Below are 26,175 nucleotides of genomic sequence, written 5' to 3' on the forward strand. Positions count from 1 at the left end.
CCCCCTTCGCGCTATCGAATGCACATCCTCCTCGCCCCCGCGACGTCCTGGCCGGGCTTGTCCCGGCCATCCACGCCGGGACGCCGAGGCGTCTCGAACGTTTGGCGTGACGCCGAAGCTCCGGTGGAGTCCGACATGGGATAAAATCCGTCGATGGCGGGCGCTTTCCTTTGGTTCCTCAGCTGCTTGGCGTGGATGGCCGGGACAAGCCCGGCCAGGACGGCCGCAAGCGTCTCGCTATGTGTGAAATCCAGCGCGTGGCGGGGGAGCGTACGGGAGGGGGCTCTTACGCCCCATTCCCCGTGAAGGTGCGCGGCGCCGGCGACAGCACTTTCGCCGCTCCGCCGGAAATCTCCAGCACCGAGAGGCCGCGCTCGTTCATGCCGTCGGCCTTGAAGCGGAACACGCCATCGGCGCCGTTGAAGCCCGATGGATTGACCAGCACATTCTCCGAATAGCGCTGCGAGCCCTGGCTGCGCGACAAAGCGATGGCCAGCGACACGGCGTCATAGGCGAGCGTCGCGATGCGCGCCGGATCGGTGTTGAACTTGGCGCGGTAGCGCTGGGCGAGCGTGTTGAAGCCGGCGTTCTCCGGCGCGACGAACCAGGCGCCCTGCAGCGCCGGCAGCTTCAGCACGCGGGCGTCGTTCCAAAGGCCGGTGCCGAGCACCTGAATGCGCTTGGTGTCGATATGCGCCGCCTGCAATTCCTGCGAGACGGCGGCCATGGCCTCGGCCTGCTCGGGGATGAACAGCGCGTCGATCTGCTCGGCGGCCTGGGCGATGCGCTGCACCGAGGGCTGCACGGCGCCGGGCTTGTAGCGCTCGATCGTCAGCACGCGCATTCCGTGATTGGCCGCGCTCTGCTGGAATTGCGCCAGCGCCACCGTGCCGTAATCGTTCTCGGGCACCAGAGCGGCGATCGACTTCTTGCCGCGCTGCGCGGCGAAGTCGACGATGCGCTCGACATAGCTCTCGACGAGGAAGGAGAGCAGATAGACGCCCTTGCCGGCGACCGAGGAATCGGTCGAAAAGGCGATGATCGGTTTGCCCGCGCCGCGCGCGAGACGCGCCGCCTCCTTCACGCCGCCGGCGAAGACCGGGCCGATGACGATCTCCGCGCCCTCGTTGAGCGCATTCTGAGTCGCCTGAGCGGCGCCCGCCGGCGAGGAATGATCGTCCTTCACCAGAATGGTCACGTCATTCGCGCCGCTGTCGGCGAAGGCGAGCTTGGCGGCGTTCAGCAGCGAGGCGCCCACCTGGCTCGGACCGGAGGCCTGGGAGAGCGGCACGATGAGCGCGATGCGCGTCGCGCCATTGCCGATCTGCTCGCCCTCGGTCAGCTGGCCGACCTCCACCGGGCCGAGCGGCGCGGACAGGCGCAGGTCGCGCGCGCCGGGCACGCCGGGGCCCGCCGTCGGATTGCAGGCGCAGAGAACAACGGCCGAAGCAAAGGCGCAGAGAAGCCGCGCCGACGCCGCCGCGCCGCGTAGCCGAAACCTGTCAAGCCGACTCGTGACCAATAGAAGCCTCCCGCTCGAACGGCCCGATGAAATCGCCGTCTTATACGCGATTGCGGAAAGCGCACGGCAACCCCTAAATTGCAATAAATTCGAATTTTGCGGGGAAATTGCGGCCTTGAACGCGCTTCTCATGTTCTGTAAAAAGAACAGGCGGACGGTTCATCGAACGTCCGCATCGGCGGAGACCAGGCGATGGCCATGAGCGAAGACAGAGTGACGACGGCGCCGGCGGCCTATACCGCTTTCGGCCTGCGGGCGGAGGCGGAAAAAATCGCGCCGGGACTGCATCTCGTCGCGACGCCGATCGGCAATTTGAAGGACATTTCCTTCCGCGCGCTGTCGACGCTGGCGGCGGCCGACGCCGTGGTGGCAGAGGACACGCGCGTCACCAAGACGCTGCTCGCCCATTATGGGATTTCGACGCCGCTGGTCGCCTATCACGAGCACAACGCCCATGTGATGCGGCCGCATCTCATCGCGCGGCTGGAGTCCGGGGCGGCGCTGGCGCTAGTCTCCGACGCCGGCACGCCTCTGGTCTCGGACCCCGGCTATAAGCTCGTCGCCGAGGCGCTGGAGCGCGGCGTGAAGGTCACCTCCGTTCCGGGGCCGTCCGCGGTGCTGGCCGCGCTGGTCGTCGCCGGCCTGCCGACCGACCGCTTCTTCTTCGAGGGTTTTCTGCCGCATAAGGGCGGGCCGCGGCGCGCGCGGCTCGCCGAGCTGGCGCGCATCCCCGGCACGCTGGTCTTTTTCGAATCGCCCAAGCGCGTCGCCGAGACGCTGGAGGACGCGGCCGCCGTGCTCGGCCCCCGCGACGCGGCGATCGCCCGCGAGCTGACCAAAATCTACGAATCGGTGCGGCGCGGCAGGCTCGACGAGCTCGCGGCGGCGCTGCGCGAGGAGGAGCCGCCCAGAGGCGAGATCGTGGTGCTGGTCGCCCCGCCCGGCGCGAACGCCGAGGCGACCAGCGAGGCCGAGCTCGACGCCAAGCTCGAGGAGGCGCTCGCCGCCCATTCGCTGAAGGATGCGGCCAGCGTCGTCTCCGCCTCGACGGGACGGCCGCGCCGCGAGGTCTATGCGCGGGCGATAAAACTGGCGGCCGGGCGGACCGAGTGAGCCAGGCGGACGCGCGGCGCGCGCGCCATCGCGGCGGGCTGCGCGCCGAAACGCTCGCGGCGCTGTGGCTGAGAGCCAAATTCTATACGATCCTCGATCGCCGCTATCGCATTCGCGGCGGCGAGATCGACATTGTCGCGCGGCGCGGGCGGACCATCGCTTTCGTGGAAGTGAAGGCGCGCGCGAGCCTCGAAGAGGCGATGATTTCGATCACCGAGGAGAAGCGGCGGCGCATTTCCCGCGCGGCGTCGAAATGGCTGGCGTCCAATCCCTGGGCTGCGGATCATGCGCTGCGCGGCGATGCGGTCTATATCGCGCCGCGGCGATTGCCGCTGCATATGGAGGCGGCGATGGAATTGGATTTGGGCTGACAAGAGAGGCGAAGCGCTGCGAACCTTTTTATCTCGTGGCCAGTCTCAGCTCGCGAGGCTCTGCGCCAGCTCTTCGGTATGCGCCTGGGTGCGGCGGGCCATATGGTCGATCTCGCGCGCCAGAGTGACGATCGACTCGGCGCCGGCGCCCGTCATCGCCATGGCGCTCGCCACTTGAGAGACGTGCTGCGACATGGCCGAGGCGCTGTCGGCGGCCGAGCGCACGCTGCGGGTGATGTCCTTGGTGGCGGCGTCCTGCTCATGCACGGCGGAGGTGATGATCGCCGAAATATGCTCTACTTCCGCGATCTTGTTCTTGATCTTGTCGATGGAGGAGACGGAGAGATTGGTCGCCGCCTGAATCTCGGCGATCTGATCGGCGATCTCCTGCGTCGCCTTGCCGGTCTGGGTGGCGAGGCTCTTGACCTCCTGCGCCACCACGGCGAAGCCGCGGCCCGCTTCGCCGGCGCGCGCCGCCTCGATCGTGGCGTTGAGCGCCAGAAGATTGGTCTGCGCGGCGATGCGCGAGATGAGGCTCACCACATCGCCGACGCGATTGGCGGCGGCCGAGAGGCGCAGCATTTCCGCGCTGGAGCCATTGGTCTCCTGCACGGCCTGACGCACCACAGTGGTCGATTCGACCGCCTGTCGGCTGATCTCGCCGATCGCCTCCAGCAATTGCTCCGAGGCCGTGGCCACGGAGGCGACATCCGCGGCCGCCTGCAACGAGGCGGTGCGGGCGAAATCCGTATCCTCGCGGGCGCGCCGTTCCTGCACGATCATCTCCTCCGAAGCGCCGGCCATTTTTTTCGTCAGCTCGCCGAGCGCCGCGGTCGTCGCCGAAAGTTCATGGGAATAATGCTCGACCTGCTCGTGAATGGCGGCCTCGCGGCGCAGCCGCTGCTCGCGATCGTCGCGGGCTCTGATCTCGGCGGCCATCTCATTATTGGCGCGCACCGCGTCTCTGAGCACGATCAGAGCCTTGGAGATCGCGCCGATCTCATCTCCGCGCTCGGCGCCGCGCACGACGATGGTGGTGTCGCCGGCGGCGAGATCGGCCATTTGGCGGGCGATCGTCTTGATCGGCGCGGCGATGGTGCGGTGAATGGTCGGGATGGAGACGCCCACCACCAGAAAGGCGGCGGCCAGAGTGCCGAGCAGCAGCTCCAGCGAGAGCGTCGCCGCCGCCTGATTCGCGGTCACGGCGAGCTGCGCCGCGCGCGCGGCGTTGGCCGGATCGGCAGCGGCGGCGGTCAGGTCGCGGACATTGGCGACCGAGACATAGGCCGTCGCTCCCATGAGCAGCAGCAGAGCCAGAAAGAGGAACTGCCTGAGCGCGAGGCCGGCGCCGATCGAGGTGAACCGCATTTGAGAACCGTATCCCGTTTGTTCCTGTTTTCACAGTCGCGCACAAATTAGAGCAATCTCCTTCAAGCGAAGTTAACGTCTTCGTGGTCGCCCTGCGAATGAGGAAGCGCTTTCGCCCCGCGGCGAAACGCGTTACTTGCTCGGATGCGGCCCGACGGGGCCGGCGCGGAGCGCCCCGAAAGAGACATCGAGAGCATGATCGACGTCGCGGTCCAGATGGACCCCCTGGAAAAAATCAATTTCGCCGGCGATTCGACCTTCGCGCTGATGCTCGAGGCGCAGAGGCGCGGCCATCGCCTGTGGCACTACACGCCCGACAAACTGTCGCTCGGGGCCGGCCGGCTGAGCGCGCCGGCGCGGGAGATCGCCGTCTTCGACGATAGCGCGCGCTATTACGAGCTCGGCGAGGAGCGCGTCCTCGATCTCGCGAGCGTCGACGTCGTGCTGCTGCGCCAAGACCCGCCCTTCGACCTCGCCTATATCACCTCGACGCATTTTCTGGAGAAGATCCAGTCGCGCACGCTCGTCGTCAATGATCCTTCCGCCGTGCGCAACGCGCCGGAAAAGCTCTTCGTCATGGAGTTCGCCGACCTCATGCCGCCGACGCTGCTGACGCGCGACAAAGCCGCGATCGACGCGTTTCGCGCCGAGCATGGCGAGGTCGTCATGAAGCCGCTCTACGGCCATGGCGGGGCGAGCGTGTTCAAAGTGGCGGAAGTCGATCCCAATTTCGGCTCGCTGTTCGATCTCTTTTCCGCGACCTTCCGCGAGCCCTGGGTCGTGCAGCGCTTTCTCCCCGCCGTCAGCGAAGGCGACAAGCGCATATTGCTCGTCGACGGCGAACCGCTGGGCGCGGTGAACCGCATCCCCGCCGAAAACGACATTCGCTCCAATATGGTGCGCGGCGGCGCGGCCGCGGCGACGGCGCTGACCGAGCGCGAGCGCGAGATCTGCGCGCGGCTCGGGCCGGCGCTCCGGGCGCGCGGCCTGTTGTTCGTCGGCATAGACGTCATCGACGGCAATCTCACCGAGATCAATGTGACCTCGCCGACCGGCTTGCGAGCGCTCGCCCGGCTCGGCGGCCCGGACCTCGCCGCGCCGATCTTCGACGCGATCGAGGGCAAGCTCGCGAAGCTGCGCGCGAATGGCTGAGGCGCGCGCCGCCGGCGCGCTGCGCGCGTCCCGTGACGTCCCCACGCTCGCGCGGCCCGCGGAGCCGAGCGCGCAGGGCGCGCGCGCGGCGCTCGGCGAAAAAATCGTCGCGGTGAGCGCGGGCTCCAAGCCCGGCGAGCCGCCGCGCGCCGCGGTGGTCGAAATCCTGCGCGCCGCGCTGGCGGAGGGTCACGAGACGGCGCACGCCTATCTCGACGCCGGCGGCAAAGGGCTGGCCTGCGCGCGCTATCTCTCCGATCTCGAGGACGAGATCATCGGCGCGATCTACGATTATGTCGTCCGCTTCGTCTATGTCGCCGATAATCCGACCTTCGGCGAGCGACTGACCGTCGTCGCCGTCGGCGGCTATGGGCGCGGCACGCTCGCGCCGGGCTCCGACATCGATCTCTTGTTCCTGCTTCCCTATAAGCAGACCCCATGGGGCGAGAGCGTCGTCGAGGCGATCCTCTATATGCTCTGGGATCTGCGCCAGAAGGTCGGACATTCGAGCCGCTCGGTCGCCGAATGCCTGCGCCAGGCGCGCGCCGACGTCACCATCCGCACGACCATTCTCGAGGCGCGTTTCATTCTCGGCAATGTAGAGCTCTTTCACGAATTGCTCGAGAGTTTCGATCGCGAGATCATGCGCGTCGACGCGCGCGCCTTCGTCGCCGCCAAGCTCGCCGAGCGCGACCAGCGCGTCTCGCGCGCGGGCTCGTCGCGCTATCTCGTCGAGCCCAATGTGAAAGAGGGCAAGGGCGGCCTGCGCGATCTGCACACTCTGTTCTGGATCGCCAAATATGTCTATCGCGTGCGCGAGCCGGAGGAGCTCGTCGCCGCCGGACTGTTTACACGCAGCGAGCTGACCTTGTTCCAGCGCTGCGAGGAATTTCTGTGGCGCGTGCGCTGCCAGCTGCATTTTTCGACGGGCCGCGCCGAGGAGCGTCTGTCCTTCGATCTGCAGCCCATGCTCGCCGCGAAATTCGGCTATCACGACCGCGCCGGCCTCTCGCGCACCGAACGCTTCATGAAGCATTATTTTCTCGTCGCCAAAGACGTCGGCGATCTCACCGCCATCGTCTGCGCGGCGCTCGAGGCGCGCGAGGCCAAGCCGCCGGCGATGCTCGACCGCGTGCTCGGCCGGCTGCGGCGCCGCGCGCGCAAAATGCCGCCGGACAATTTCATTGTCGAGCACGACCGCGTCAATGTCGCCGCCGAAGATGTCTTCCGCCGCGATCCGGTGAATATCATCCGCCTGTTCTGGACCGCCGATCGCTATGGGCTCGCGATCCATCCGGACGCCGTGCGCGCCGTCACGCGCTCGCTGCGGCTCATCGATTCCGATCTGCGCGCCAACAAAGAAGCGAACCGTCTGTTCCTCGACATTCTGCTGTCGCACAATACGACGGAGACGGTGCTGCGACGCATGAATGAAGTGGGCGTGCTCGGACGCTTCATCCCGGAGTTCGGCCGCATCGTCGCGATGATGCAATTCAACATGTATCATCACTACACTGTCGATGAGCATTTGTTGCGCGCGGTCGGCGCGCTGGCGGCGCTCGAATCGGGCCGCGGGCCGAAACAAGCGGCGCTGGCGAACGACATTCTGCCGACGATCTCCAATCGCAAGGCGCTCTATCTCGGCCTGCTGCTGCACGATATCGCCAAGGGCCGCAAGGAGGATCACTCGCAGGCCGGCGCCGATATCGCGTATTCGCTGTGCCCGCGTCTGGGCCTCGACGCCGCGGAGACCGGCGCCGTCGCCTGGCTGGTGCAGCATCATCTGCTGATGTCGAGCATAGCGCAGAGCCGCGATCTCTCCGACCGCCGCACGATCGAGAATTTCGCCGGAATCGTGCAGACGATGGAGCGGCTCAAAATGCTGCTCGTGCTGACCATGTGCGACATTCACGCCGTCGGCCCCGGCGTGCTCGACGCCTGGAAGGCGCAGCTGCTCAACGTGCTCTATTGGGAGACGGAAGTGGTGCTCGGCGGCGGCCATTCGGCGGCCGATCGCAAGAGCAGAGTCGCCCAAGCGAAGGAGGAGCTGCGCGCCGCGCTCTCCGATTGGAGCGAAGCGGATTTCACGGCCTATGCGCAGCGCCATTATTCCGCCTATTGGCTGAAGGCGGACCTCGCCCGCAAGGTGCGCCATGCGCGCCTGTTGCGCGACCTCAACGATTCGAAGACGCCGCTCGCCACCACTGTCGATCTCGACACCAAGAGCGGCGCGGTGGAGCTCACCGTCATCGCGCAGGATCATCGGCGGCTGTTGTCGATCATCGCCGGCGCCTGCGCGGCGAGCGGCGCCAACATCGTCGACGCCCATATCTTCACCACGGCGGACGGGCTCGCGCTGGACACGATCTTCTTCTCGCGCGCCTTTCCGCTGGACGACGACGAATTGCGCCGGGCGCGCCGCGTCGCCGACTTCATCGAGAAAGCGCTGCGCGGCGAGATCGCCATTTCGGAGGCGGTCGCCGCGCGCAGCGCGCAACGCGCCGCGACGACGGCCTTCGACATCGCGCCCGACATCGTCATCGACAACAGCTTCGCCAATATGGCGACCGTCATCGAGGTCTCCGGCCTCGACCGCGTCGGACTGCTCTTCGATTTGACCAACGCCATCTCCAATCTCAATCTCAACATCGGCTCCGCTCATATCGTGACCTTCGGCGAGCGGGCCGTGGACGCTTTCTATGTGACCGATCTGACCGGCGGGAAAATCGTCTCGCCTTCGCGTCAGGCGGCGATCAAGCGCCAATTGCTGGACGTCTTCGCGCTGCGGGTGCGAAAATCGACCGGCGCGGGCGCGAGCGTCGCCCCGACTTGATTTTGCGCGCTCCCGCACTGATATCGGGGGCGTTTCATCGCCAATGGAAGAGATCATGAGCGACGATAAGAAAAAGGAAACTCCCGAGGAGGCCCGCATCCGTCAGGCGCAGGCCGGCGAGGCCGACGCCTCCGCTCTGGCGCAGCCGGGGGCGGAATCCGACATTGCCGAGCCCGAGCCCTTCACCGAGCTCGGCAATCTCCACGCCGAGGTCGCCAGCTTGAAGGACAAGCTGCTGCGCACGCTCGCCGATATGGAGAATCTGCGGCGACGGACCGACAAGGAGATCGCCGACGCCAAGACCTATGGGGTCGCCAATTTCGCCCGTGAAATGCTGCCCTTGGCGGATAATCTGCGCCGCGCGGTCGACAGCGTGCCGGCGCCGGCGCGCGAAGGCCTCGAGCAGAGCATTCTCACGCTGATCGAGGGCGTGGAGCTCACCGAGCGCGACTTCGTCTCCCGCCTCGCGCGCTTCGGCGTCAAGAAGATCGAGGCGCAGGGCCAGCGCTTCGACCCCAATCAGCACGAGGCGCTGTTCGAGATACCGGACGAGAGCGTGCCCAATGGCACGGTCGCGCAAGTGGTCGAGCCCGGCTATCTGATCGGCGAGCGCGTGCTGCGCCCGGCCAAGGTCGGCATCGCGCGGGGCGGGCCGAAGGCCTGATCCGGCTTTTCGGCCCCGAGCCATAGGCGATCGAGAACGCGCGACGGCATAGCGCCGCGCGTCACAGCCAGCCGTTGCGGCGAAAACGCCAATAGAGCGTGGCGCAGATCGTCGCCGTCGCGCCGAGAACCAGGAAATAGCCGTAGCGCCACTTCAGCTCCGGCATATGCTCGAAATTCATCCCGTAAATGCCGGCGATCGCCGTCGGCACGGCGAGGATGGCGGCCCAAGCCGCGAGCCGCCGCGTGATATAGGTCTGCTGCATCTGGCCGTTCATCAGGCTCGCCTCGAAGGCGAAGGCCAGCACCTCGCGCAATGTGTCGATCTGCTCGCGAACGCGCAGAATATGGTCGGTCACATCGCGAAAATGCGGCCGCATGGCGGCGTCGATCGGCATCACCTGCGTATGCTCGAGGCGTTGGCAGACGTCGACCAGCGGCGCGACGGCGTTGCCGAGCCGCAACAGGTCGCGTCGCAGCGCATAGAGCCGATCGACATGGGTCTTCTCCGGCGCCTGCGCGAGAATATGATCCTCGATCTCCTCGACTTCCGCATTGATCGTCGCGAGCACGGGAAAGTAATTGTCCACGATGAAATCGAGAATGGCGTAGACGATATAGTCCTCGCCCTCCGACAGGCCGTGGGGCGCCGCCTCGCAGCGCTCGCGCACCTGCGCATAGGAGCTCGAGGCGCCGTGGCGGATCGACAGAACATAGCCCTTGCCGACGAACAGATGCGTCTCGCCGAAGACGATGCGGCCACTCTCCATCTGCGCGGTGCGCGCGACGATGAACAGACCATCCCCATATTGCTCGAGCTTGGGATATTGATGCGCCTTGCCGGCGTCCTCTATCGCCAGCGGATGCAGATCGAACTGTCGCCGCACGCGCGCCAGCAGATCGAAAGAGGGCTCGTAGAGCCCGATCCACACGACATGGCCGGGACGCGCGGCGAAGGCGCCGGCCTCCTCGATCGCTATGTCCTGGAGCCGGCGGCCATCCGCATAGACGGCCGCCGCGACGACGCCGGGCTCCGCCCCGGCTGCGGGCGCGGCGATCGATGCATTCATGGTTCGAGGCCTCGTCGGTGACATCGGCGACGATCTAAGCGCCGCCGGCGTCGAAGGCAATCCGCTCGCACCCCCAGCCCTCCCCCGCTCCGCGGGTAGATTCGTGTCGTCATCGAGGCATCGCATCCCGCCGGGGGTGAGCCGACTTCCGCGCTCGATCACAATAGCGCGCGAAAATCCTCGACGGTGAGGACGCCGACGACAGCCTGCTCGTCGTCCAATATTTCGTAGAGCACGCCCTTTCCATAGATGGTGAAGAACACGACCACGTCCTGATCGCCGCCGCCTTCGCGATGCGGGTCGTCCGAAGGCGGGCTGACCTTGTAGCTGCCGACAGGCCTGATCTCCTTGATCTCGTGGTTCGCGTGATAGACGCGATGCTCGCCTTGAATCACGAAGGTCTTGTTCAGCGTCTTGTGACGATGCAGCAGGATTTTTTCATTGGCCGCGAATTTGAAGAGGACATGGAGAATCCCGGCGTCGTCGTCTATGTCCCGCACGCAGAGCCAGAGGTGATCCACTCCCTCGAGGCGCCGCCAGGCGATGTTGCTGTCGTCGAAAGCGAAATTCGGCATTTGTCGTTCCTCCCGGTCCGCGATGAACCCGAAGGAAAATCTGCCGTGAGCCGGGCCTCGCCCGCCATGGACGGGCTCCCTCGCCGCCTCGGGTGATTTGCCCGCGCGCCCGCTCGAGCTCGCGTCACGAGCGGAGCCTTACGAAAGTTTCATGCGGCCGCCACTGTGGCGTAAGCCCGCAAACCCCATCTTCATCGTCGACAGGCGGACGCCCCGCCGCGCCCCCGGCGGCGGCTCCTCGAAAAGCGAGCGCGCCCGAGGCAGATCGATGGAGACGGTTTGATGACCTTGCCCATGGTTTTTCGTCGAGCTCTCGCCACGACCCGAACGGCGCGATGGCGTCGTCCGGAAGGACGCCCGTTCCGCATGTCCCTCATGTCCGGCGCCGCCGCGCTCGCGCTCGGCGCGACGCTCCTCTCGCCGGCGCAGAGCTTCGCCTGGGGCCAGGCCCCCGCGACGCAGACTCAGACGCAGAACCCTAGCCAGAGCGCCCTCCCCGCCTCCGGCCCGCAATCCTTCGCCGATGTCGTCGAGCGGGTGAAGCCCGCCGTCATCGCGATCAAGACCAAGGCGCTGGAGGTCGGCGGCGGACCCGAGGAAGGCTTTCCCGGCGCGCCGCCCGAGCTCTCGCCAGACGATCCGCTCTATCGCTTCTTCCGCCGCTTCGGCGAGGCTCCGGGAGGGCGCCGGCAGAAGCATATGACCCAGGCGCAGGGTTCCGGTTTCGTCATCACCAGCGACGGCTACGCCGTGACCAATAATCATGTCGTCGAAAATGCGACGCAGGTGGAGGTGACCTTCGACGACGGCCGCACGCTGCCCGCCAAGATCATCGGCACGGACAAGCGCACCGATCTCGCTTTGCTGAAGATCAATGACGGCAATAATCTGCCGCATGTCGATTGGGCGACCTCGACGCCCCGCGTCGGCGACTGGGTGATCGCCGTCGGCAATCCCTTCGGCCTCGGCGGCACGGTGACGGCGGGCATCGTCTCGGCGCGCGGACGCGACATCGGCGCCGGCCCCTATGACGATTTCCTCCAGATCGACGCGCCGGTGAACCGCGGCAATTCCGGCGGCCCCTCCTTCGACGAGCGTGGCCAGGTGATCGGCGTCAATACGGCGATCTATTCGCCCTCGGGCGGCTCGGTCGGCATAGGCTTCGCCATCCCCGCCGAGGTCGCCAAGGATGTGATCGCCGCGCTCAAGGACAAGGGCCAGGTGGCGCGCGGCTGGATCGGCGTCTCCATTCAGCCGATCACCCCGGAGATCGCCGAGAGCCTCGGGCTCAAGACGAATAAGGGCGCGCTCGTCGCCCAGCCGCAGCGCGGCGGACCGGCGGAGGCGGCCGGGCTCAAGGCCGGCGACGTCGTCACCGCCGTGGACGGCCAGAAGATCGACGGCCCGCGCGATCTCGCCCGCCGCATAGCGACGCTCGGCCCCGGCAAGACGGCGGAGCTGACCTTCCTGCGCAACGGCTCCGAGAAGAACGTCAAATTGAAGCTCGGCAAGCTGCCCAGCGAGAAGGAGGCCGCCGCCGCCGAGTCCAATGACGATGGCGTCGAGCCCGGCGCGGCGCTCGCCGCCTATGGCATGGAGGTGGCGCCGGCGTCCGAGGTGCGCGGCGGCCGCGGCGGCGAAGGCCTCATCATCGTCGGCATCGACCCCAATGGCGCCGCCGCCCAGAAGGGCCTGCGCCAGGGCGATGTGATCGTCGAGGCCAATGGCCAGTCGCTCAAGGGACGCGGCGATCTGCAGGCGGCGATCGACGCGGCCAAGAAGGAGGGACGCAAATCCGTCCTGCTGCGCGTGAAATCGCCGGAGGGCGCGCGCTTCGTCGCCCTCTCGGTGAATCCGGCGTCCTGACGATTTAGCGTTTCCAGCCGAAGCGGACGCCGGCTCGGCGTCGGAAACGTCGAAACACGAGAGCTTCTTGCGCGGGGCCCGCTTTGCCCGCCCCCCGTGTAACGGGCGCCGCGCAATGGAGAACGCCGGGAGACGTCGTCTCCTCTCCCGGCGCATCAGTCGCGGCAGGCCGGCGCGTATCCGCCGGCCTGCCGTTTTTCTTCGAGGCGCGTTATATGAGAGAAATGCGAATATTGGTCGTCGAGGACGATTCGGACGCCGGCGCCTATCTGGTGAAGGCGTTCCGCGAGCAGGGCCATGTCGCCGATCATGCGGCGGACGGGCTCTCCGGCTATGCCGCGGCCGCCGACGGCCGTTACGACGTGCTCGTCATCGACCGCATGCTGCCCAAGCTCGATGGGCTCTCGCTGATCTCGGGCCTGCGCGAGCAGAAGATCGACACGCCCGCCCTCATTCTCTCCGCTCTCGGCCAGGTGGACGATCGCGTCCGCGGCCTGCGCGCCGGCGGCGACGATTATGTGTCCAAGCCCTACGCCTTCTCCGAGCTGCTCGCCCGTGTCGAGGCGCTGGCGCGCCGGCGCGGCGGGCCCAAGCCGGAGGAGACCGTCTATCGCGTCGGCGATCTCGAGCTCGATCGCCTCGCCCATAAGGTCGTCTCCGCCGGTCAGGAGATCGTGCTGCAGCCGCGCGAGTTCCGCCTGCTCGAATATCTGATGAAGCACGCCGGCCAGGTGGTGACGCGAACCATGCTGCTGGAGAACGTATGGGATTATCACTTCGACCCGCAGACCAATGTCATCGACGTCCACATCTCCAGACTGCGCGCCAAGATCGACAAGGGGCGCGAGACGCCGCTCCTGCACACGATCCGCGGCGCGGGATATATGATCCGTGAAGGCGCTCGTTAGACTCTTCCGCACGACGGCCTTCAAGCTGTCGCTCGCCTATCTCGTGCTCTTCGGCATCGGCGCCGGCATCGTGCTGAAACGCGTGCAGAGCCATGTCGAGGATATTTTCGACGAGCAGACCGCGCAGACGATCGACGCCGACATTCGCGGCCTCGCCGAGCAATATTCGGAAGGCGGAATCCGACAGCTGGTGGAGGTGGTGGAGCGGCGCGTGCGCGCGCCCGGCGCCTCGCTCTATCTGGTGACGACCTTCTCCGGCGAGCTCGTCGTCGGCAATATCGCCGCTCTGCCGCCGGACCTTCCCGATCAATCGGAACTCGTCGAGGCGCGCTATCAGCGACGCGGCGAGGCGACCGCCCATCACCGCGCGCTGATGCGGCTGTTTCAGCTGCCGGGCGGCTTTCGTCTGCTCGTCGGCCATGATCTGCAGGACAGAAAGCTATTGCGCGGCATTCTCGGCCAGGCGCTCGTCACCTCGCTGTTCTGGCTCATCGCCATCGGCACGCTCGGCGGCATCATCGTCGCGCGGCGCATTCTGGCGCGGCTCGACAAGCTCTCCGCCTCGGCCCGCCGCATCATGTCCGGCGACCTCGAGCAGCGCCTGCCGCTGATGGGCGCCGATGACGAGCTCGATCGCCTCGCCGGTAATCTGAACGCCATGCTGGAGCGCATAGAGCAGCTGATGACCGGCCTGCGCGAGGTCTCCGACAATATAGCGCATGATCTGAAAACGCCGCTGACGCGGCTGCGCAACCGCGCCGACGCGGCGCTGCGCTCAGAGTCCACGACGGAGCAATATCGCGAGGCGCTGACCGACATGATCGAGGAGTCGGACGCGCTCATCCGCATCTTCGACGCTCTCTTGATGATCGCGCGCGCCGAGGCCGGCTATTGCAGCGACTTCATGGGCGAATTCGACGCCGCCCGCGTCGCGGCGGACATCGCTGAAATGTACGAGCCCGTCGCCGAGGAGCATGGCGCGCGCATAGAGCTCGCCGCGCCGGAGGGGCTGACGCTACGCGGAAATCGCGAATTGCTCGGTCAGGCGCTCGTCAATCTCGTCGACAATGCGCTGAAATATGGCGCGACGCAGCCCGGCGCCGTGGTTCGCGTCGGCGCGCGGCGCGCCGGCGACGGCATAGAGATCGAAATCTCCGACCGCGGGCCCGGCATCGCCGCCGAGGATCGCGACCGGGTGATCGGACGTTTCGTGCGCCTCGAGAATTCGCGTTCGCGGCCGGGCTCCGGCCTCGGCCTGTCGCTCGCCGCGGCGGTCGCGCGTCTGCATGGCGGAACGCTGCGCATAGAGGACAATGAGCCGGGCCTGCGCGTCGTGCTGGCTCTGCCGCTCGCCGCGCCGGCCAAAGTCTGCCCGACGAATGTGTCGCCCTTGCCTTCCGTTCCGCTGGCGCCGCCGGCGGAGTGAGGCTCAGTCTCGATATTTCGCGATCAGATCCTCGGCGAGAACGCCATGGCCGTGCTCGTTGAAATGATTGTCGGCCCAGATAAAGAGCTCGCGGATGAAATCCGGATGCGCCCGCTCATAGCGGAAAAAGGCCGGAAAATGATCGAAGAAGCGTCGGCATTTTCCGGCGCACCAGTCGCGCCAAATCTGCGCCTGTCGCGAGTCTTCGAGGTCATAGAGCATTTGCTGCGGCCAGGGATAGACGCCGACGGAGAGCGCGACTCCCTTGGACGCGAGCAGCTCGTGAATTCGATCCATCTCGGCTTTCGCCTTTTCGATCGCGCCGGCCACGCCGCGTGGGCCGAAACATTCCGCCTGCGCGTCATAGGTCCAGCTCCCGCGGCCCCAATCCCGGCTGTAGACGCGGCCGGAGCGCATGAAATCGTCGAGGCTCGCCCGCGCGTCGGCAGCCTCGACGCGCCGCGCATAAAGCGCTTTGCTCAGAAATTCCGCGACGAAGGAATGCTCCTCCAGCCAGCCGCGCGCGGGCGGCGCGACGAGCTGCGCCGGCTGCGGCAGGCAGGCGACCGGGTCCACCGCGAAGACGCCGAGCTGCAATATGCCGCTCAAGTCGCGCCGATAGACGATCGCTTCGTCCTGAATGTCCGAAATGTCGATATAGACGATCGCCTCGTCGAATTTCAGCCCGGCGTCGAGATAGTATTTCAGCTTGGCGAAATAGGCGGAGGGCGCATAGGTCGAGACGCCCGCATTCAGCACATCCAATTCGGGAAAGGCCTGCGCGAAGCGGCCGACGAAGCTCTTCTCGTAAGCGACGCCGACGCCCTCCGTGAAAGAATCGCCGATGAAGAGGACGCGCCGACGATCCGCGACGAGCGGCGCGTCCCGCGTCGATGCGTCCTTGAAGCCCAGCGAATTGGTGAACACGCGCGAATTCGCCGGCCCCCATTTGTCATAGCCGTCGAATTTCGCCCGCAGCGTGTGGGTGAAGACGGGATGGCGCACGCGTAGTCGCGTCTCGCCATTGTCGAGAAACGGGTTCTTCCAATCGTAGACGCGATGGAGGACGAGTTCCGCCAGAACCAGCAGCCCGGCCGCGAGAGCCACATTGACGAGCACGACGGCCGCGGCGCGCAGCGCGGGCAAACTCTTGAACGACACCGGCATCACGTCTCCCGCTCGCCGACCGAAACGCGACGGCGCGTCAGTCGAGCTCGAATCTGTCCTTGTAATCGTTGCGCAGAGCGGGATCCTGGTCCTGCTTGCGCAAATGACAATTGCCGACGACGAGCGTCTCGATCTCCGTTCCCATGAAGCAGGCGAAAGCATCCTCCGGCGTGCAGACGATCGGCTCGCCGCGCACATTGAAGCTGGTGTTGACCAGCATGGGACAGCCGGTGAGCGCTTTGAAGGCCGCGATCAGCGCGTGGTAGCGCGGATTGGTCTCTTCATGCACGGTCTGCACACGCGCCGAGCAATCGACATGAGTCACAGCGGGAATGACGCTGCGCGGCCGGTGCAGCCGCTCTATGCCGAAGAGCGCCTCGTCCTCGGCGCTCGTCGCCAGACGGCGACTCTTCGCCACATCGGCGACGAGCAGCATATAGGGAGAATCCTCCTCGAGCTCGAACCAATCGGCGACATCTTCACGCAGCACGGACGGCGCGAAGGGACGAAAGGACTCGCGATATTTGACCTTGAGATTGAGCGTCCGCTGCATCTGCGGCGAACGCGGATCGGCGAGAATGGAGCGCCCGCCGAGCGCCCGCGGCCCAAACTCCATGCGCCCCTGAAACCAGCCGACCGCTCGGCCCTCGGCGAGATCGCGCGCTGTGGCGGCGATCGTCTCTTCGTCCGACAGCGTCGTGAAACGCGCGCCGCAGGCGGAGAGCCGCCGCTCGATCTCGCTTTGCGCGAAGGAGGGCCCGAGATAGGCGCCCTGCATGGCGTCGCCCTCGCCGCTCGCCTCGCGCGGGCCAGAGTTGAAATCATGATAGGCGAGCAGCGCCGCGCCGAGCGCGCCGCCGGCGTCGCCCGCAGCCGGCTGAATCCAGATGCGCTCGAAGCTCTTGTCGCGCAGCACTTTGCCATTGGCGACGCAATTGAGCGCCACGCCGCCGGCGAGGCAGAGATTGCGCGCGCCGGTCTCCGCCGCGAGCGCGCGCGTCAAGCGCAGCACGATCTCTTCCGTCACCGCCTGAATCGACGCCGCAATGTCCATATGGCGCTGCGTCAGCTGCTCCTCCGGCGCGCGCGGCGGACCGCCGAACAGACGATGCAGCTTCTCGCTCGTCATGCGCAGGCCCGTGCAATAATCGAAATAGGATTGGTCGAGCCGGAACGTGCCGTCCGGCTTCAGATCGACGATGTGATCGAGAATGAGGCTCGCATATTTCGGCTCGCCATAAGGCGCGAGCCCCATGAGCTTATATTCGCCGGAATTGACCTTGAAGCCCGCATAGTAGGTGAAGGCCGAATAGAGCAGTCCGAGCGAATGCGGAAAGCGCAATTCGCGCTGCATGGAGAGCTTGGCGCCGTCGCCGAGAGCGACGGAGGTCGTCGCCCATTCGCCGACGCCGTCCATCGTCAGCACGACCGCCTCGCGAAAGGGCGAGGGATAGAAGGCGCTCGCAGCATGGCTGAGATGATGCTCGGCGAACAACAGACGCTTGCGCCAGTCGATCTGCGGCGCATGATGCTTCAACTTCTGCACGAGCAGCGATTTTTGAAACAGCTTGTCGCGCAGCCACACCGGCAGCGCCGTCTTGAAGGATTGGAAGCCGCGCGGCGCAAAAGCGATATAGGTCTCGAGCAGGCGCTCGAATTTCACGAAGGGCTTGTCGTAGAAAGCGACGAAATCGACGTCCTGCGCCTGGACGCCCGCGGCGCCGAGGCAATAGTCGATCGCATTGGCGGGGAAGCGCGCGTCATGCTTTACGCGCGAGAAGCGCTCCTCCTGCGCCGCCGCGACGATGCGCCCATCCTCGATCAACGCGGCCGCGCTGTCGTGATAGAAGGCCGAAACGCCCAGAATACGCACGAGCGATCAGAACAGCGTGTAGATGAAAGGAGCGACCGCCGTTCCTTGCAGCAGCAGCAGCCCGCCGAGCAGCAGCATCACCGCCAGCACGGGCGCCATCCAATATTTCTTGCGGCTCGTCACGAAGTCCCACAGTTCGAGAACCATGTCCATAACGCTCATCTCCCGTCAGAATTGCTTGCGCATGTCGGAGGCGCCGTCCGCATCGCCCCGCCTCGTCCAATAGCTGTCCGCCGCCGCGTCGAAACGAAGCGCGAGAGGATCGCGCGAGAGTAGACGAAAGACGACCGCGATCGGCGTCAGCACGCCGAAGAACAACACGCCCATCACGATCGGATTGACGATTTTGTGAAGCGTCTGCCCGAGGGCGAACCACAGCGCATTGAGCCCGGAAAGACGCGAGGGCGCGACGATCGCGATCGCCGCGAAAGCGAAGGCGGCGACGAGCGCCCACAGATGCGGCGAGGCGTTCCGCGACAAGGGCGCCAGCGCCACAATGGTCAGCGCAGCGGCGATCACCAGACCGAAAGAACGATCGGACCCGCGTTCGACGGGCCGGTCGGAGGTCAAAGCTTCATGCGACATTTAACGGCTCTATCCCCCGAAAACATCCGTAGAAACACCTCTCGCCGCAGGCTCCCGAGGCTTAGGCGATGAGGCGACGAGCGTCAACTCGGGGCCCTCCCGCTCGGCGCCGGAGGGCGCGACACAGCGCGTTGAGGCGCAAGATGTTTCGACGTCTCGCGCGGCCTCGAGCCGCTATTGCGTGGCGACTGCGAGCCTGTGGAGAACCCCCGAACGCGGCCGCAGGGCGCCTCGCGAATGGGCTACGGAACGGGCGCTTCCCGCTTGCGCACAACTAAAAAAAAGACCTTAATTCGGCCCTTGTCGGAAAAGGGGCCCGCAATGACCTCATCCCTTTATATCATCAATCCTGCAGCTGATTTTCCTACTTATTTCGGAGCCGAAATCCTGCTCGCCACGGGGCGCCGGCCCGGCGTCATGATGGCCGATCTGTCCTCGACGACCGTCGCCGCGCTCGCGCCGCGGGACTTCTCCATTGAAATCAGCGACGAGGGCGTCGCTCCCGTCGATTTCGACCATGATGCGGATTGGATCGCCATCACCGGCAAGGTCAGCCAGCGCCGCCGCATGATCGCGATCGCCGACGAATTCCGCCGCCGCGGCAAGAAGGTGATCATCGGCGGCCCCTACGCCAGCCTCAGCCCCGATCATTTGCGCGAGCATTGCGACGTGCTCGTGAGCGGCGAGATGGAGGAGATCGCCGAGGAGTTCTTCGCCGATCTGCGCGCCGGGCGCCCGCGCGACCGCTATATCGGCGACAAGCCCTCGCTCGCGACGAGCCCCGTGCCGCGCTGGGATCTCTATCCCAATCATCGCGCCATGCTCGGCGCAGTGCAGACCTCGCGCGGCTGTCCGTTCGAATGCGAATTTTGCGACGTGATCCAATATCTCGGCCGCAAGCAGCGTCACAAGCCGATCGCCAATGTGCTCGCCGAGCTCGACGCGCTATGGGCGCACGGCTTTCGCGCGACATTCTTGGCGGATGACAATTTCACCGCCTATCGCGCCCATTGCAAGGAATTGCTCGCGGCGATGGCGCATTGGCGGCGCGACGGACATCCCATGGATTTCGTCACGCAGATCTCCATCGACGCAACGCGCGACACGGAATTGATGGACATGCTGGTCGAGGCCGGCGTGCATCAAGTGTTCATCGGCATAGAGACGCCCAATCTCGAGAGCCTGCGCGAGACCGGCAAGAGGCAGAATCTCAAGATCGACATCGTCGGCGAAGTGCAGAAGCTCATCGACCGCGGCATTTCGGTGATGGGCGGCATGATCGTCGGCTTCGATCACGACGGCCCCGATGTCTTCTCGCAGCAATATGAATTCGCCATGTCGACGCCGATCCCCATCTTCAGCCTCGGCGCGCTGATGGCCTCCGAAGCGACTCCGCTGTTCGATCGCATCACCAGAGAAGGCCGCCTCTTGCAGGGCACGGTGGAGACGCAGGCCGTGCCCTGGGGCTCCAACATTCGTCCCGTGACGATGAGCATGGAGGAGTTGAACGAGGGTCTGCACAATCTCTGCAACGCGCTCTATGCGCCTTCCGCCTTCGGCGAGCGCATGCTGAATTTCATCGACGCCTTCGGCCGCGCGCGCGGGCCGAGCGACGCGACGATTCCCGATGCGAGCTCTTTCCGCGAGATCGAGCAGGAGGCGGTGCAGATCGCCGCCGATGTGCGCAAGCTCGGCGGCGCCGAAGGCCGCATGTGGAACAAAGTGTGGGGCGCGGCGCTGCGCAAGCCGGAGACGGTGAAGATCGTGGCGCGCATCATGTTCCAATACGCCCAGGCGCGGCACATGTTCGACAGGGGCAATTATTGGGAGCCGCAGCTCGCCTTCGCGCCGCCGCGGCGGGAGGTTCTCGCGACGGCGGCCGTCGCCTGAGACGAAATCCGGCGCGAGGCGCGCGCCCGCCGCGTCAATGCAGCGAGGGCCGCGCGCCTTGGCCGGACATCGCCCGCGTCGTCGGCCGCATGGGTATGCGCAGCATGGCGACCGTGCCGATCCCGACATGCGAGCGAATGCGCAGCGCGCCGCCATGCAGCGCCATCAGCGAGCGCGCTATGGCGAGGCCGAGCCCCGAGCCTTTCATGCCATTCTCTATGACCGCGATCGGCTGCTCGAAGGGACGGCCGAGCTTGGGGATCGCCGCCTTCTCTATGCCGCAGCCGTCGTCCTCGACGAATATGGCGATGGAGCGCGCGAGCCGACGCGCGCGCACGCGCACGGCGCCGCCGGCCGTGGTGAATTTCAGACTGTTGGAGACGAGCACGCCGATCGATTTCACGATCGCGTCGTGATCGCCATAGCAGCGCAGCCCGTCGCGCGCGTCGACGCTGATCTCGACGCGCTTGGTCTCGGCGCTGTGGCGGTATCGCTCCACCGTCGCGCGCACCGCGCCGGAGACATCGACCTCGCGCTGATCGAGCCGCACGCGGCCGGCTTCGAGGCGCGACATGTCGAGAATATCGGTCAGCACATCGAGCAGATAGCGGCCGCCCTGGTGAATATGGTTGCAATATTCGACATATTTCGTCGAGCCGAGCTGGCCGAACACCTGCGCCTGCATCATCTCGGAAAAGCCGATGATGGCGTTGAGCGGCGTGCGCAGCTCGTGACTCATATTGGCGAGGAATTCGGATTTGGCGTGATAGGCGGCCTCGGCCTCGCCCTTCTGCAGATGATATTGCTCGGCGAGCGTGGCGAGCTGCTGCGCCTGCGCCTCCAGCGTCTGACGGGACTTCAACAGATCGGCGACGCTCGCCGTCAGCCGGCGCTCGGAGTCGATGAGCTTCTCCTGATTGCGCTTCAGCGCAGTGATGTCGGCGCCGACGGAGACATAGCCGCCATCCTTGGTGCGGCGCTCGCTGATCTGCAGCCAGCGGCCGTCGGCGAGCTGCGCCTCATAGGTGCGCTCGCTCGAGGAGGACGCCCGGTCCGAGACGATCTGCGTCTCCGCGAGCGCGGCGCTGGCGCCCGCCATGATGCGCGCATAGCTCGCGCCGGGCGCCGCGGCCTCGGCGGCGAGACCGTGCAGAGCGAGGAATTTCGAATTGCAGGCGACGAGCCGATTATGCGCGTCCCACAGCACGAAGGCCTCGGAGATCGTCTCGATCGCGTCGCGCAGCCGCATGTCGGCGGTGGCCGCGCCTTCCGCCAATGCGCGCTGCTCGGAAATATCGACAGCGACGCCGACGAGGCGCTTGCCGCCTTCCGAATCGTCGATCAATTCGGCGCAGGCGCGCAGCCAAACCCATTCGCCGCGCGCATTGCGGATGCGGAACTCGTGATCCATGCCGCTCGAGCCAGAGGCGACGATCGTCTCGACGATGGCGGCGAGATCGCCATCCTGCGGATGCAGCCGGACCTTCAATTCGCCGAAGGACAGCGACCGCGGCTCGGGATCGAGGCCGAGCAGGCCGAACATCGAATCCGACCAATGAATGCGGCCCCGCGCAATATCCCAATCCCACAAGCCGCAGCGGCCGGAGCCGAGCGCCGCGTCGACGCGCCGGCGCATGTCGCTCTGCGCGCGCTCGGCGAGCGCCGCGCGCCGCGCCTCGCGCCGAAAGGCCCAAAGCCCGAGCGCCGTCGCCAAAGTCGCCGCCGCCGACAGCGCCGCATAGCGCGCGACGAAGGCGCGCCAGTCGGCGAGCGCTGCGTCATAGGGGAGGATCGCAGCCACCTGCCCCGCCCCCGGCGCGAGATTGCGCACTGTGGCGAGCGCCTTGCGCCCGTCCGCCAGAGTGACGCGCATGACCCCCGCCTTGTCGGCGAATTCGGTCAATAGCGGCTCGGCGCCCAGCAGGCCGACGAGCGCGCCGGAGGCGTCGAGCGGCGGCGTCGCCGCGATGATGCGGCCCGTCCCGTCGGCGACGGCGACGCGGCGTCCGCGCGAGGCGGCGTAGCCCGGCAGCGCCGCCGCGCCGATGCGCAGCGTCGCGTCGACGTCGCGGGAAATGGCGCGGGAGAAAATCTCGAGATCCTGCGCGGCCTCGGTCAATGTCCGCTCATGGGCCGCCTCGGCCAGAGCAAAGAGCAGCGCGCCGAGCGCGGCGGCGCAGAGGCCGAGCGCCACGGTCACATGCCGGGCGCTCAGCTGTTCCGCGATCGCCCGGCCGATGCTCACGGAGCCCGCAGCGCTCCATGACGACTCCGCGCAGGTCGAATCCGCGCAGGTCGAATCGGCGCAAGTCGTCGTATCGGCCGCGCGCCCACGCGCCATTTTCGTTCGTCCCCGCAAGTTGTCGAAGAGGGGGAAAAACGCGCCGCATCCCGCCCCGAATCAGCCCCATTCGAATCCGGCGGAGGCCGTTTGTCCAGACCTTAAAAGGACGTAAACGCTCAACCGAGCGCGCGCGTCGCTATGTCCGAGACATCGGCGGAGAGGTCGGGAGTCGCGAGGATGCGACGCAGCGTCGCCTCGGCGATTCCACGGCGCCGCTCCTCGAGCGAACGCCAGGAGCGCAGCGCCGAAAGCAAGCGCGCGGCGAGCTGCGGATTTTTGGGGTCGAGCTCCAGCACCACGCGCTCGAGCAGCGCATAGCCGGAGCCGTCCAGCGCATGGAAACGCGTCGGATTGCCATTGGCGAAAGAGCCGACCACGGCGCGCACGCGATTAGGATTGGCGAGCGAGAAATCCTCATGCTCCATCAGCCGCGCGATGCGCGCGGTCGTCTCGACCTCCGGAATGGTCGATTGCAGCGCGAACCATTTGTCGAGGACGAGATGATCGTTTCTGTAGCGCTCGTAGAAGGCGGCGAAGGCCTGCTCGCGCGCATCGCCCGGCACATGCGACAGGGTCGCCAGCGCCGATATCCGATCGGTCATATTGGCCGCCTCGGCGAATTGCCGCTCGGCCAGCGGGCCGCCCCGCGCCGGGTCGCCTGCCGCCAACAGATCGAGCGCGACATTGCGCATGGCGCGCCGTCCGGCGCTGGCGGCGTCGGGCGAGAATCCCTCCTGGGGCGCGAAGCGCGCATGCGCCTCGACCAGCGCGGCCGACAAATGGCGACCGAGATCGCGCTTCAATCCGGAGCGCGCCGTGAAGATCACATCGGGATCGACATCCTTGCCGATCTCGCGCGCAATATCGTTCTCGGAGGGCAGAGAGAGCGCCTGGGCGACGAGGCTCGGATCGCCATCCTCCGCCTCGACCAAGCGTTTCAACGAATCGAGAAAGGCCGCGTCCTCCACCGGCGCCGAGCCGCCGCGGGCGGCCTCTATGCGCGAGAAGATGGAGCGCAGCGCGAGACTCTGCGCCGCCTGCCAGCGATTGAAGGAATCGCTGTCATGGGCGAGCAGACGCTCCAAATCCTCGGCCGATTGGGGCGGCGCGAGACGCACAGGCGCGGAAAAGCCGCGCAGCAGCGACACCACCGGGCGTGACGGCACATTCTCGAAAACCACCTTGCGCTTGCGCGTCGAGAGCTCGACGACGCCGCGCGCGCATTCTGCGGCGCTCGCGCCGCTCTCGCCCTGCGACGATTCGAGCGTCAGCTCGTCGCCATTCTCGCCGATGAGGCCGAGAGCGAGCGGAATGACGAAAGGCTTCTTCTCGCTCTGGCCAGGCGTCGGCGGCGTCGATTGCTCGAGAGAGAGCGTCAACGTCTTGGCGCCCGCGTCATAGGCGCTCTCGACGCCGACGAGCGGCGTGCCCGCCTGCTCGTACCAGAGCGCGAATTGCGCGAGGTCGCGGCCGGAGGCCTCGGCGAAGCAGGAGAGGAAATCCTCGACCGTCGCCGCCGTCCCGTCGAAACGCTCGAAATAAAGGTCCATGCCGCGACGGAAATCGGCCTCGCCGATCAGCGTCTTCAGCATGCGGACGATCTCGGCGCCCTTCTCATAGACGGTCGCCGTGTAGAAGTTGTTGATCTCGTGGTAGAGGCTCGGCCGCACCGGATGGGCGAGCGGGCCGGCGTCCTCGGGAAACTGCTGCAGACGCAGGCCGCGCACATCGGCGATGCGCTTTACCGCGCGGGAGCGCTGGTCGGCCGAGAATTCCTGATCGCGATAGACGGTCAGGCCTTCCTTCAGGCACAGCTGGAACCAGTCGCGGCAGGTGATGCGGTTGCCGGTCCAATTGTGGAAATATTCATGGGCGATGACCGACTCTATGCCGGCGTAATCGGAGTCGGTCGCGGTCTCGGGCGACGCCAGAACATATTTGTCGTTGAATATGTTGAGGCCCTTGTTCTCCATCGCCCCCATGTTGAAATCGGAGACGGCGACGATATTGAACACGTCGAGGTCGTATTCGCGGCCGAAGGCCTCCTCGTCCCAGCGCATGGAGCGCACCAGCGAATCCATCGCATAGGAAGCAAAAGGCTCCTTGCCGCGCTCGACATAGATGGCGAGCTCCACATCGCGGCCGGAGCGGGTGCGGTAGCTCTCCGAAATATGGCCGAGATCGCCGCCGACCAGCGCGAAGAGATAGCAGGGCTTGGGGAAGGGATCGCGCCACACCGCGAAATGTCGGCCGCAGTCGAGATCGCCGGAGGCGATCGGATTGCCATTGCCGAGCAGCACGGGCGCTTCGCTCTTATCGGCCTCTATGCGCGTCGTATAGACGCTCAGCACATCCGGCCGATCGAGGAAATAGGTGATGCGCCGAAACCCCTCCGCCTCGCATTGCGTGCAATAGGCGGAGCCGGAGCGGTAGAGCCCGCTCAATTGCGTATTGGCCGAAGGGTCGACCTCGGTCTCGATCTCCAGCGTGAAAGGCCCCTCCGGGGGCGCTCGCAGCACGAAGGAATCGGGCGTCGCCTCATAGGCCTCGGGCGCGAGCGGCGCGCCTTCGAGCGCTGCGCGCCGCAAGACCAGCCCGTCGCCGTCCAGCGTGAGCGGCGCGCCGCTGCGCCCCACTGGATTGCGCCGAATCGCGAGGCGCGCGACCACCCGCGTCTTGCTGCGATGCAGAGAAATATCCAGATCGACCGCGTCGATCAGAAACGCGGGCGGGCGGTAATCGGCGAGACGAACGGCCTGGGGGGGTGGGTTGCGCATGGGACCTCGATGCCCGTCACACCTACACGCGGCCGCGCGGCTTCGCAACGGGCAACGGAAACGACACGGGAAGGGCGCGGGCGATGCGCGTCAGGCGTTGCCGCGACGGCCGGCCTCGAAGAGGAACCAGACGCGCCTTTCGGCCTCGTCTATGTAATTCTCGAGAAGGCTCGCCGTGGCGACGTCGCCGCGCTCGTCGCAGACAGAATGCGCCTCGCGCATCCGCGCCGCCAGCACGCCATTGTCGTCGCGCAGCTCCGCCAGCATGTCCTGCGGATCGACATAATCGGCGTCATTGTCGAGGATGCGCTGGAGCTTGGCGATATGGCCGATGGAGCGCAGCGTCGTGCCGCCGACCTTGCGCACGCGCTCGGCGATTTCGTCCGTCGTCGCGAAAATCTGCGCGCCCTGCTCGTCGAGGAGCAGATGATAGTCGCGAAAATGCGGGCCCGAGACGTGCCAGTGGAAATTCTTCGTCTTCAGATAAAGCGCGAAAATGTCCGCCAGCACGGCGTTGAGCGCGCCCGACACATCCCGCGTAGCCTGGGCCGAGAGGCCGGTCGGCGTCTCCAGCGCGGCTTTTTGACGGGAGTGGATATCACGATTGGCCATGCGTCTTTCTCCTCGAGCGGAAGACAGGATCGCTATGACCAGATATGCCGCCGCGCGCGC

Annotated in this window: 20 protein-coding genes; 9 read left to right on the forward strand and 11 right to left on the reverse strand. The window is 66.3% G+C overall.

The features are described 5' to 3' along the window. Positions 1-286 precede the first annotated feature (286 nt). Positions 287-1,522, reverse strand: a complete 1,236-nt coding sequence (locus IY145_RS22485) for a penicillin-binding protein activator (RefSeq protein ID WP_196410234.1) — start codon at positions 1,520-1,522, stop codon at positions 287-289. A gap of 198 nt (positions 1,523-1,720) precedes the next feature. Between IY145_RS22485 and rsmI the strand changes: the two genes are divergently transcribed. Next, entirely contained in the window at positions 1,721-2,635 is a 915-nt protein-coding gene (rsmI, locus tag IY145_RS22490) for a 16S rRNA (cytidine(1402)-2'-O)-methyltransferase (RefSeq protein WP_196410235.1), read from the forward strand. Beyond that, the gene (locus IY145_RS22495) at positions 2,632-3,006 is read left to right on the forward strand and encodes a YraN family protein (protein WP_196410236.1); all 375 of its coding nucleotides are present in this window, start codon (positions 2,632-2,634) and stop codon (positions 3,004-3,006) included. Before rsmI ends, IY145_RS22495 begins: the two co-directional genes overlap by 4 nt. Positions 3,007-3,051: 45 nt before the next feature. Here IY145_RS22495 and IY145_RS22500 read toward each other — a convergent pair whose 3' ends face one another. Beyond that, the gene (locus IY145_RS22500; RefSeq protein WP_196410237.1) at positions 3,052-4,374 is read right to left on the reverse strand and encodes a methyl-accepting chemotaxis protein; all 1,323 of its coding nucleotides are present in this window, start codon (positions 4,372-4,374) and stop codon (positions 3,052-3,054) included. A 195-nt stretch (positions 4,375-4,569) separates the two neighbouring features. Here IY145_RS22500 and gshB point away from each other — a divergent pair, with 195 nt between their 5' ends. From gshB to grpE, 3 genes are read left to right on the forward strand one after another with little or no spacing between them, the layout of a single operon-like run. Then, positions 4,570-5,526 carry a glutathione synthase gene (gshB, locus tag IY145_RS22505; protein WP_196410238.1) on the forward strand — a complete coding sequence of 319 codons (957 nt, stop codon included), beginning with the start codon at positions 4,570-4,572 and terminating at the stop codon, positions 5,524-5,526. Next, entirely contained in the window at positions 5,519-8,359 is a 2,841-nt protein-coding gene (locus tag IY145_RS22510) for a [protein-PII] uridylyltransferase (protein ID WP_246722153.1), read from the forward strand. The genes gshB and IY145_RS22510 overlap by 8 nt, the downstream gene beginning before the upstream one ends. A 55-nt stretch (positions 8,360-8,414) precedes the next feature. Further along, positions 8,415-9,023: a nucleotide exchange factor GrpE gene (gene grpE / locus IY145_RS22515; RefSeq protein WP_196410239.1), complete on the forward strand. Its 609-nt coding sequence runs from the start codon at positions 8,415-8,417 to the stop codon at positions 9,021-9,023. 61 nt (positions 9,024-9,084) lie between these two features. Here the strand turns inward: grpE and corA are convergent, their stop codons facing one another. Together corA and IY145_RS22525 are read right to left on the reverse strand one after the other, a co-directional pair. Continuing rightward, on the reverse strand, positions 9,085-10,092 hold the full coding sequence (corA, locus tag IY145_RS22520; RefSeq protein ID WP_196410240.1) for a magnesium/cobalt transporter CorA: 1,008 nt from the start codon (positions 10,090-10,092) through the stop codon (positions 9,085-9,087). A gap of 158 nt (positions 10,093-10,250) precedes the next feature. Next, a complete protein-coding gene (locus tag IY145_RS22525; RefSeq protein ID WP_196410241.1) occupies positions 10,251-10,667 on the reverse strand; it encodes a regulator in 417 nt (138 codons plus the stop codon). A 375-nt stretch (positions 10,668-11,042) separates the two neighbouring features. Here IY145_RS22525 and IY145_RS22530 point away from each other — a divergent pair, with 375 nt between their 5' ends. The 3 genes from IY145_RS22530 (at position 11,043) to IY145_RS22540 (ending at position 14,867) form a co-directional block, all read left to right on the forward strand. Then, positions 11,043-12,533 (forward strand): Do family serine endopeptidase, encoded by a 1,491-nt coding sequence (locus IY145_RS22530; RefSeq protein WP_246722402.1) that lies wholly within the window; start codon positions 11,043-11,045, stop codon positions 12,531-12,533. Between the two features lie 224 nt (positions 12,534-12,757). After that, complete coding sequence (locus IY145_RS22535; protein ID WP_196410677.1) at positions 12,758-13,441, forward strand: response regulator transcription factor; 684 nt, start codon at positions 12,758-12,760, stop codon at positions 13,439-13,441. Beyond that, positions 13,425-14,867: an ATP-binding protein gene (locus tag IY145_RS22540; RefSeq protein ID WP_196410243.1), complete on the forward strand. Its 1,443-nt coding sequence runs from the start codon at positions 13,425-13,427 to the stop codon at positions 14,865-14,867. Before IY145_RS22535 ends, IY145_RS22540 begins: the two co-directional genes overlap by 17 nt. Positions 14,868-14,870: 3 nt before the next feature. Here IY145_RS22540 and IY145_RS22545 read toward each other — a convergent pair whose 3' ends face one another. Genes IY145_RS22545 through IY145_RS22560 form a run of 4 tightly spaced genes read right to left on the reverse strand, consistent with a single transcriptional unit; the run spans position 14,871 to position 18,492 of the window. Continuing rightward, positions 14,871-16,034, reverse strand: a complete 1,164-nt coding sequence (locus IY145_RS22545) for an SGNH/GDSL hydrolase family protein (RefSeq protein WP_196410244.1) — start codon at positions 16,032-16,034, stop codon at positions 14,871-14,873. 37 nt (positions 16,035-16,071) lie between these two features. Then, positions 16,072-17,907 carry a carbamoyltransferase gene (locus IY145_RS22550; RefSeq protein ID WP_196410245.1) on the reverse strand — a complete coding sequence of 612 codons (1,836 nt, stop codon included), beginning with the start codon at positions 17,905-17,907 and terminating at the stop codon, positions 16,072-16,074. Between the two features lie 6 nt (positions 17,908-17,913). Next, a complete protein-coding gene (locus IY145_RS22555) occupies positions 17,914-18,060 on the reverse strand; it encodes a DUF5989 family protein (RefSeq protein ID WP_196410246.1) in 147 nt (48 codons plus the stop codon). A 15-nt stretch (positions 18,061-18,075) separates the two neighbouring features. After that, entirely contained in the window at positions 18,076-18,492 is a 417-nt protein-coding gene (locus IY145_RS22560) for an SxtJ family membrane protein (protein ID WP_196410247.1), read from the reverse strand. Positions 18,493-18,813: 321 nt separating this feature from the next. Here IY145_RS22560 and IY145_RS22565 point away from each other — a divergent pair, with 321 nt between their 5' ends. Continuing rightward, complete coding sequence (locus tag IY145_RS22565) at positions 18,814-20,382, forward strand: radical SAM protein (RefSeq protein WP_196410248.1); 1,569 nt, start codon at positions 18,814-18,816, stop codon at positions 20,380-20,382. Between the two features lie 34 nt (positions 20,383-20,416). Here IY145_RS22565 and IY145_RS22570 read toward each other — a convergent pair whose 3' ends face one another. The 3 genes from IY145_RS22570 to IY145_RS22580 form a co-directional block, all read right to left on the reverse strand. Continuing rightward, positions 20,417-22,723 (reverse strand): PAS domain-containing sensor histidine kinase, encoded by a 2,307-nt coding sequence (locus IY145_RS22570; protein ID WP_196410249.1) that lies wholly within the window; start codon positions 22,721-22,723, stop codon positions 20,417-20,419. 119 nt (positions 22,724-22,842) lie between these two features. Further along, positions 22,843-25,503 (reverse strand): aminopeptidase N, encoded by a 2,661-nt coding sequence (gene pepN, locus IY145_RS22575; RefSeq protein WP_196410250.1) that lies wholly within the window; start codon positions 25,501-25,503, stop codon positions 22,843-22,845. Between the two features lie 90 nt (positions 25,504-25,593). After that, positions 25,594-26,115, reverse strand: coding sequence for a Dps family protein (locus tag IY145_RS22580; RefSeq protein ID WP_196410251.1), 522 nt, complete (start codon positions 26,113-26,115; stop codon positions 25,594-25,596). Between the last annotated feature and the right edge of the window lie 60 nt (positions 26,116-26,175).

It is taken from the genome of Methylosinus sp. H3A (assembly GCF_015709455.1).
In the GTDB taxonomy this organism is placed as follows: domain Bacteria; phylum Pseudomonadota; class Alphaproteobacteria; order Rhizobiales; family Beijerinckiaceae; genus Methylosinus.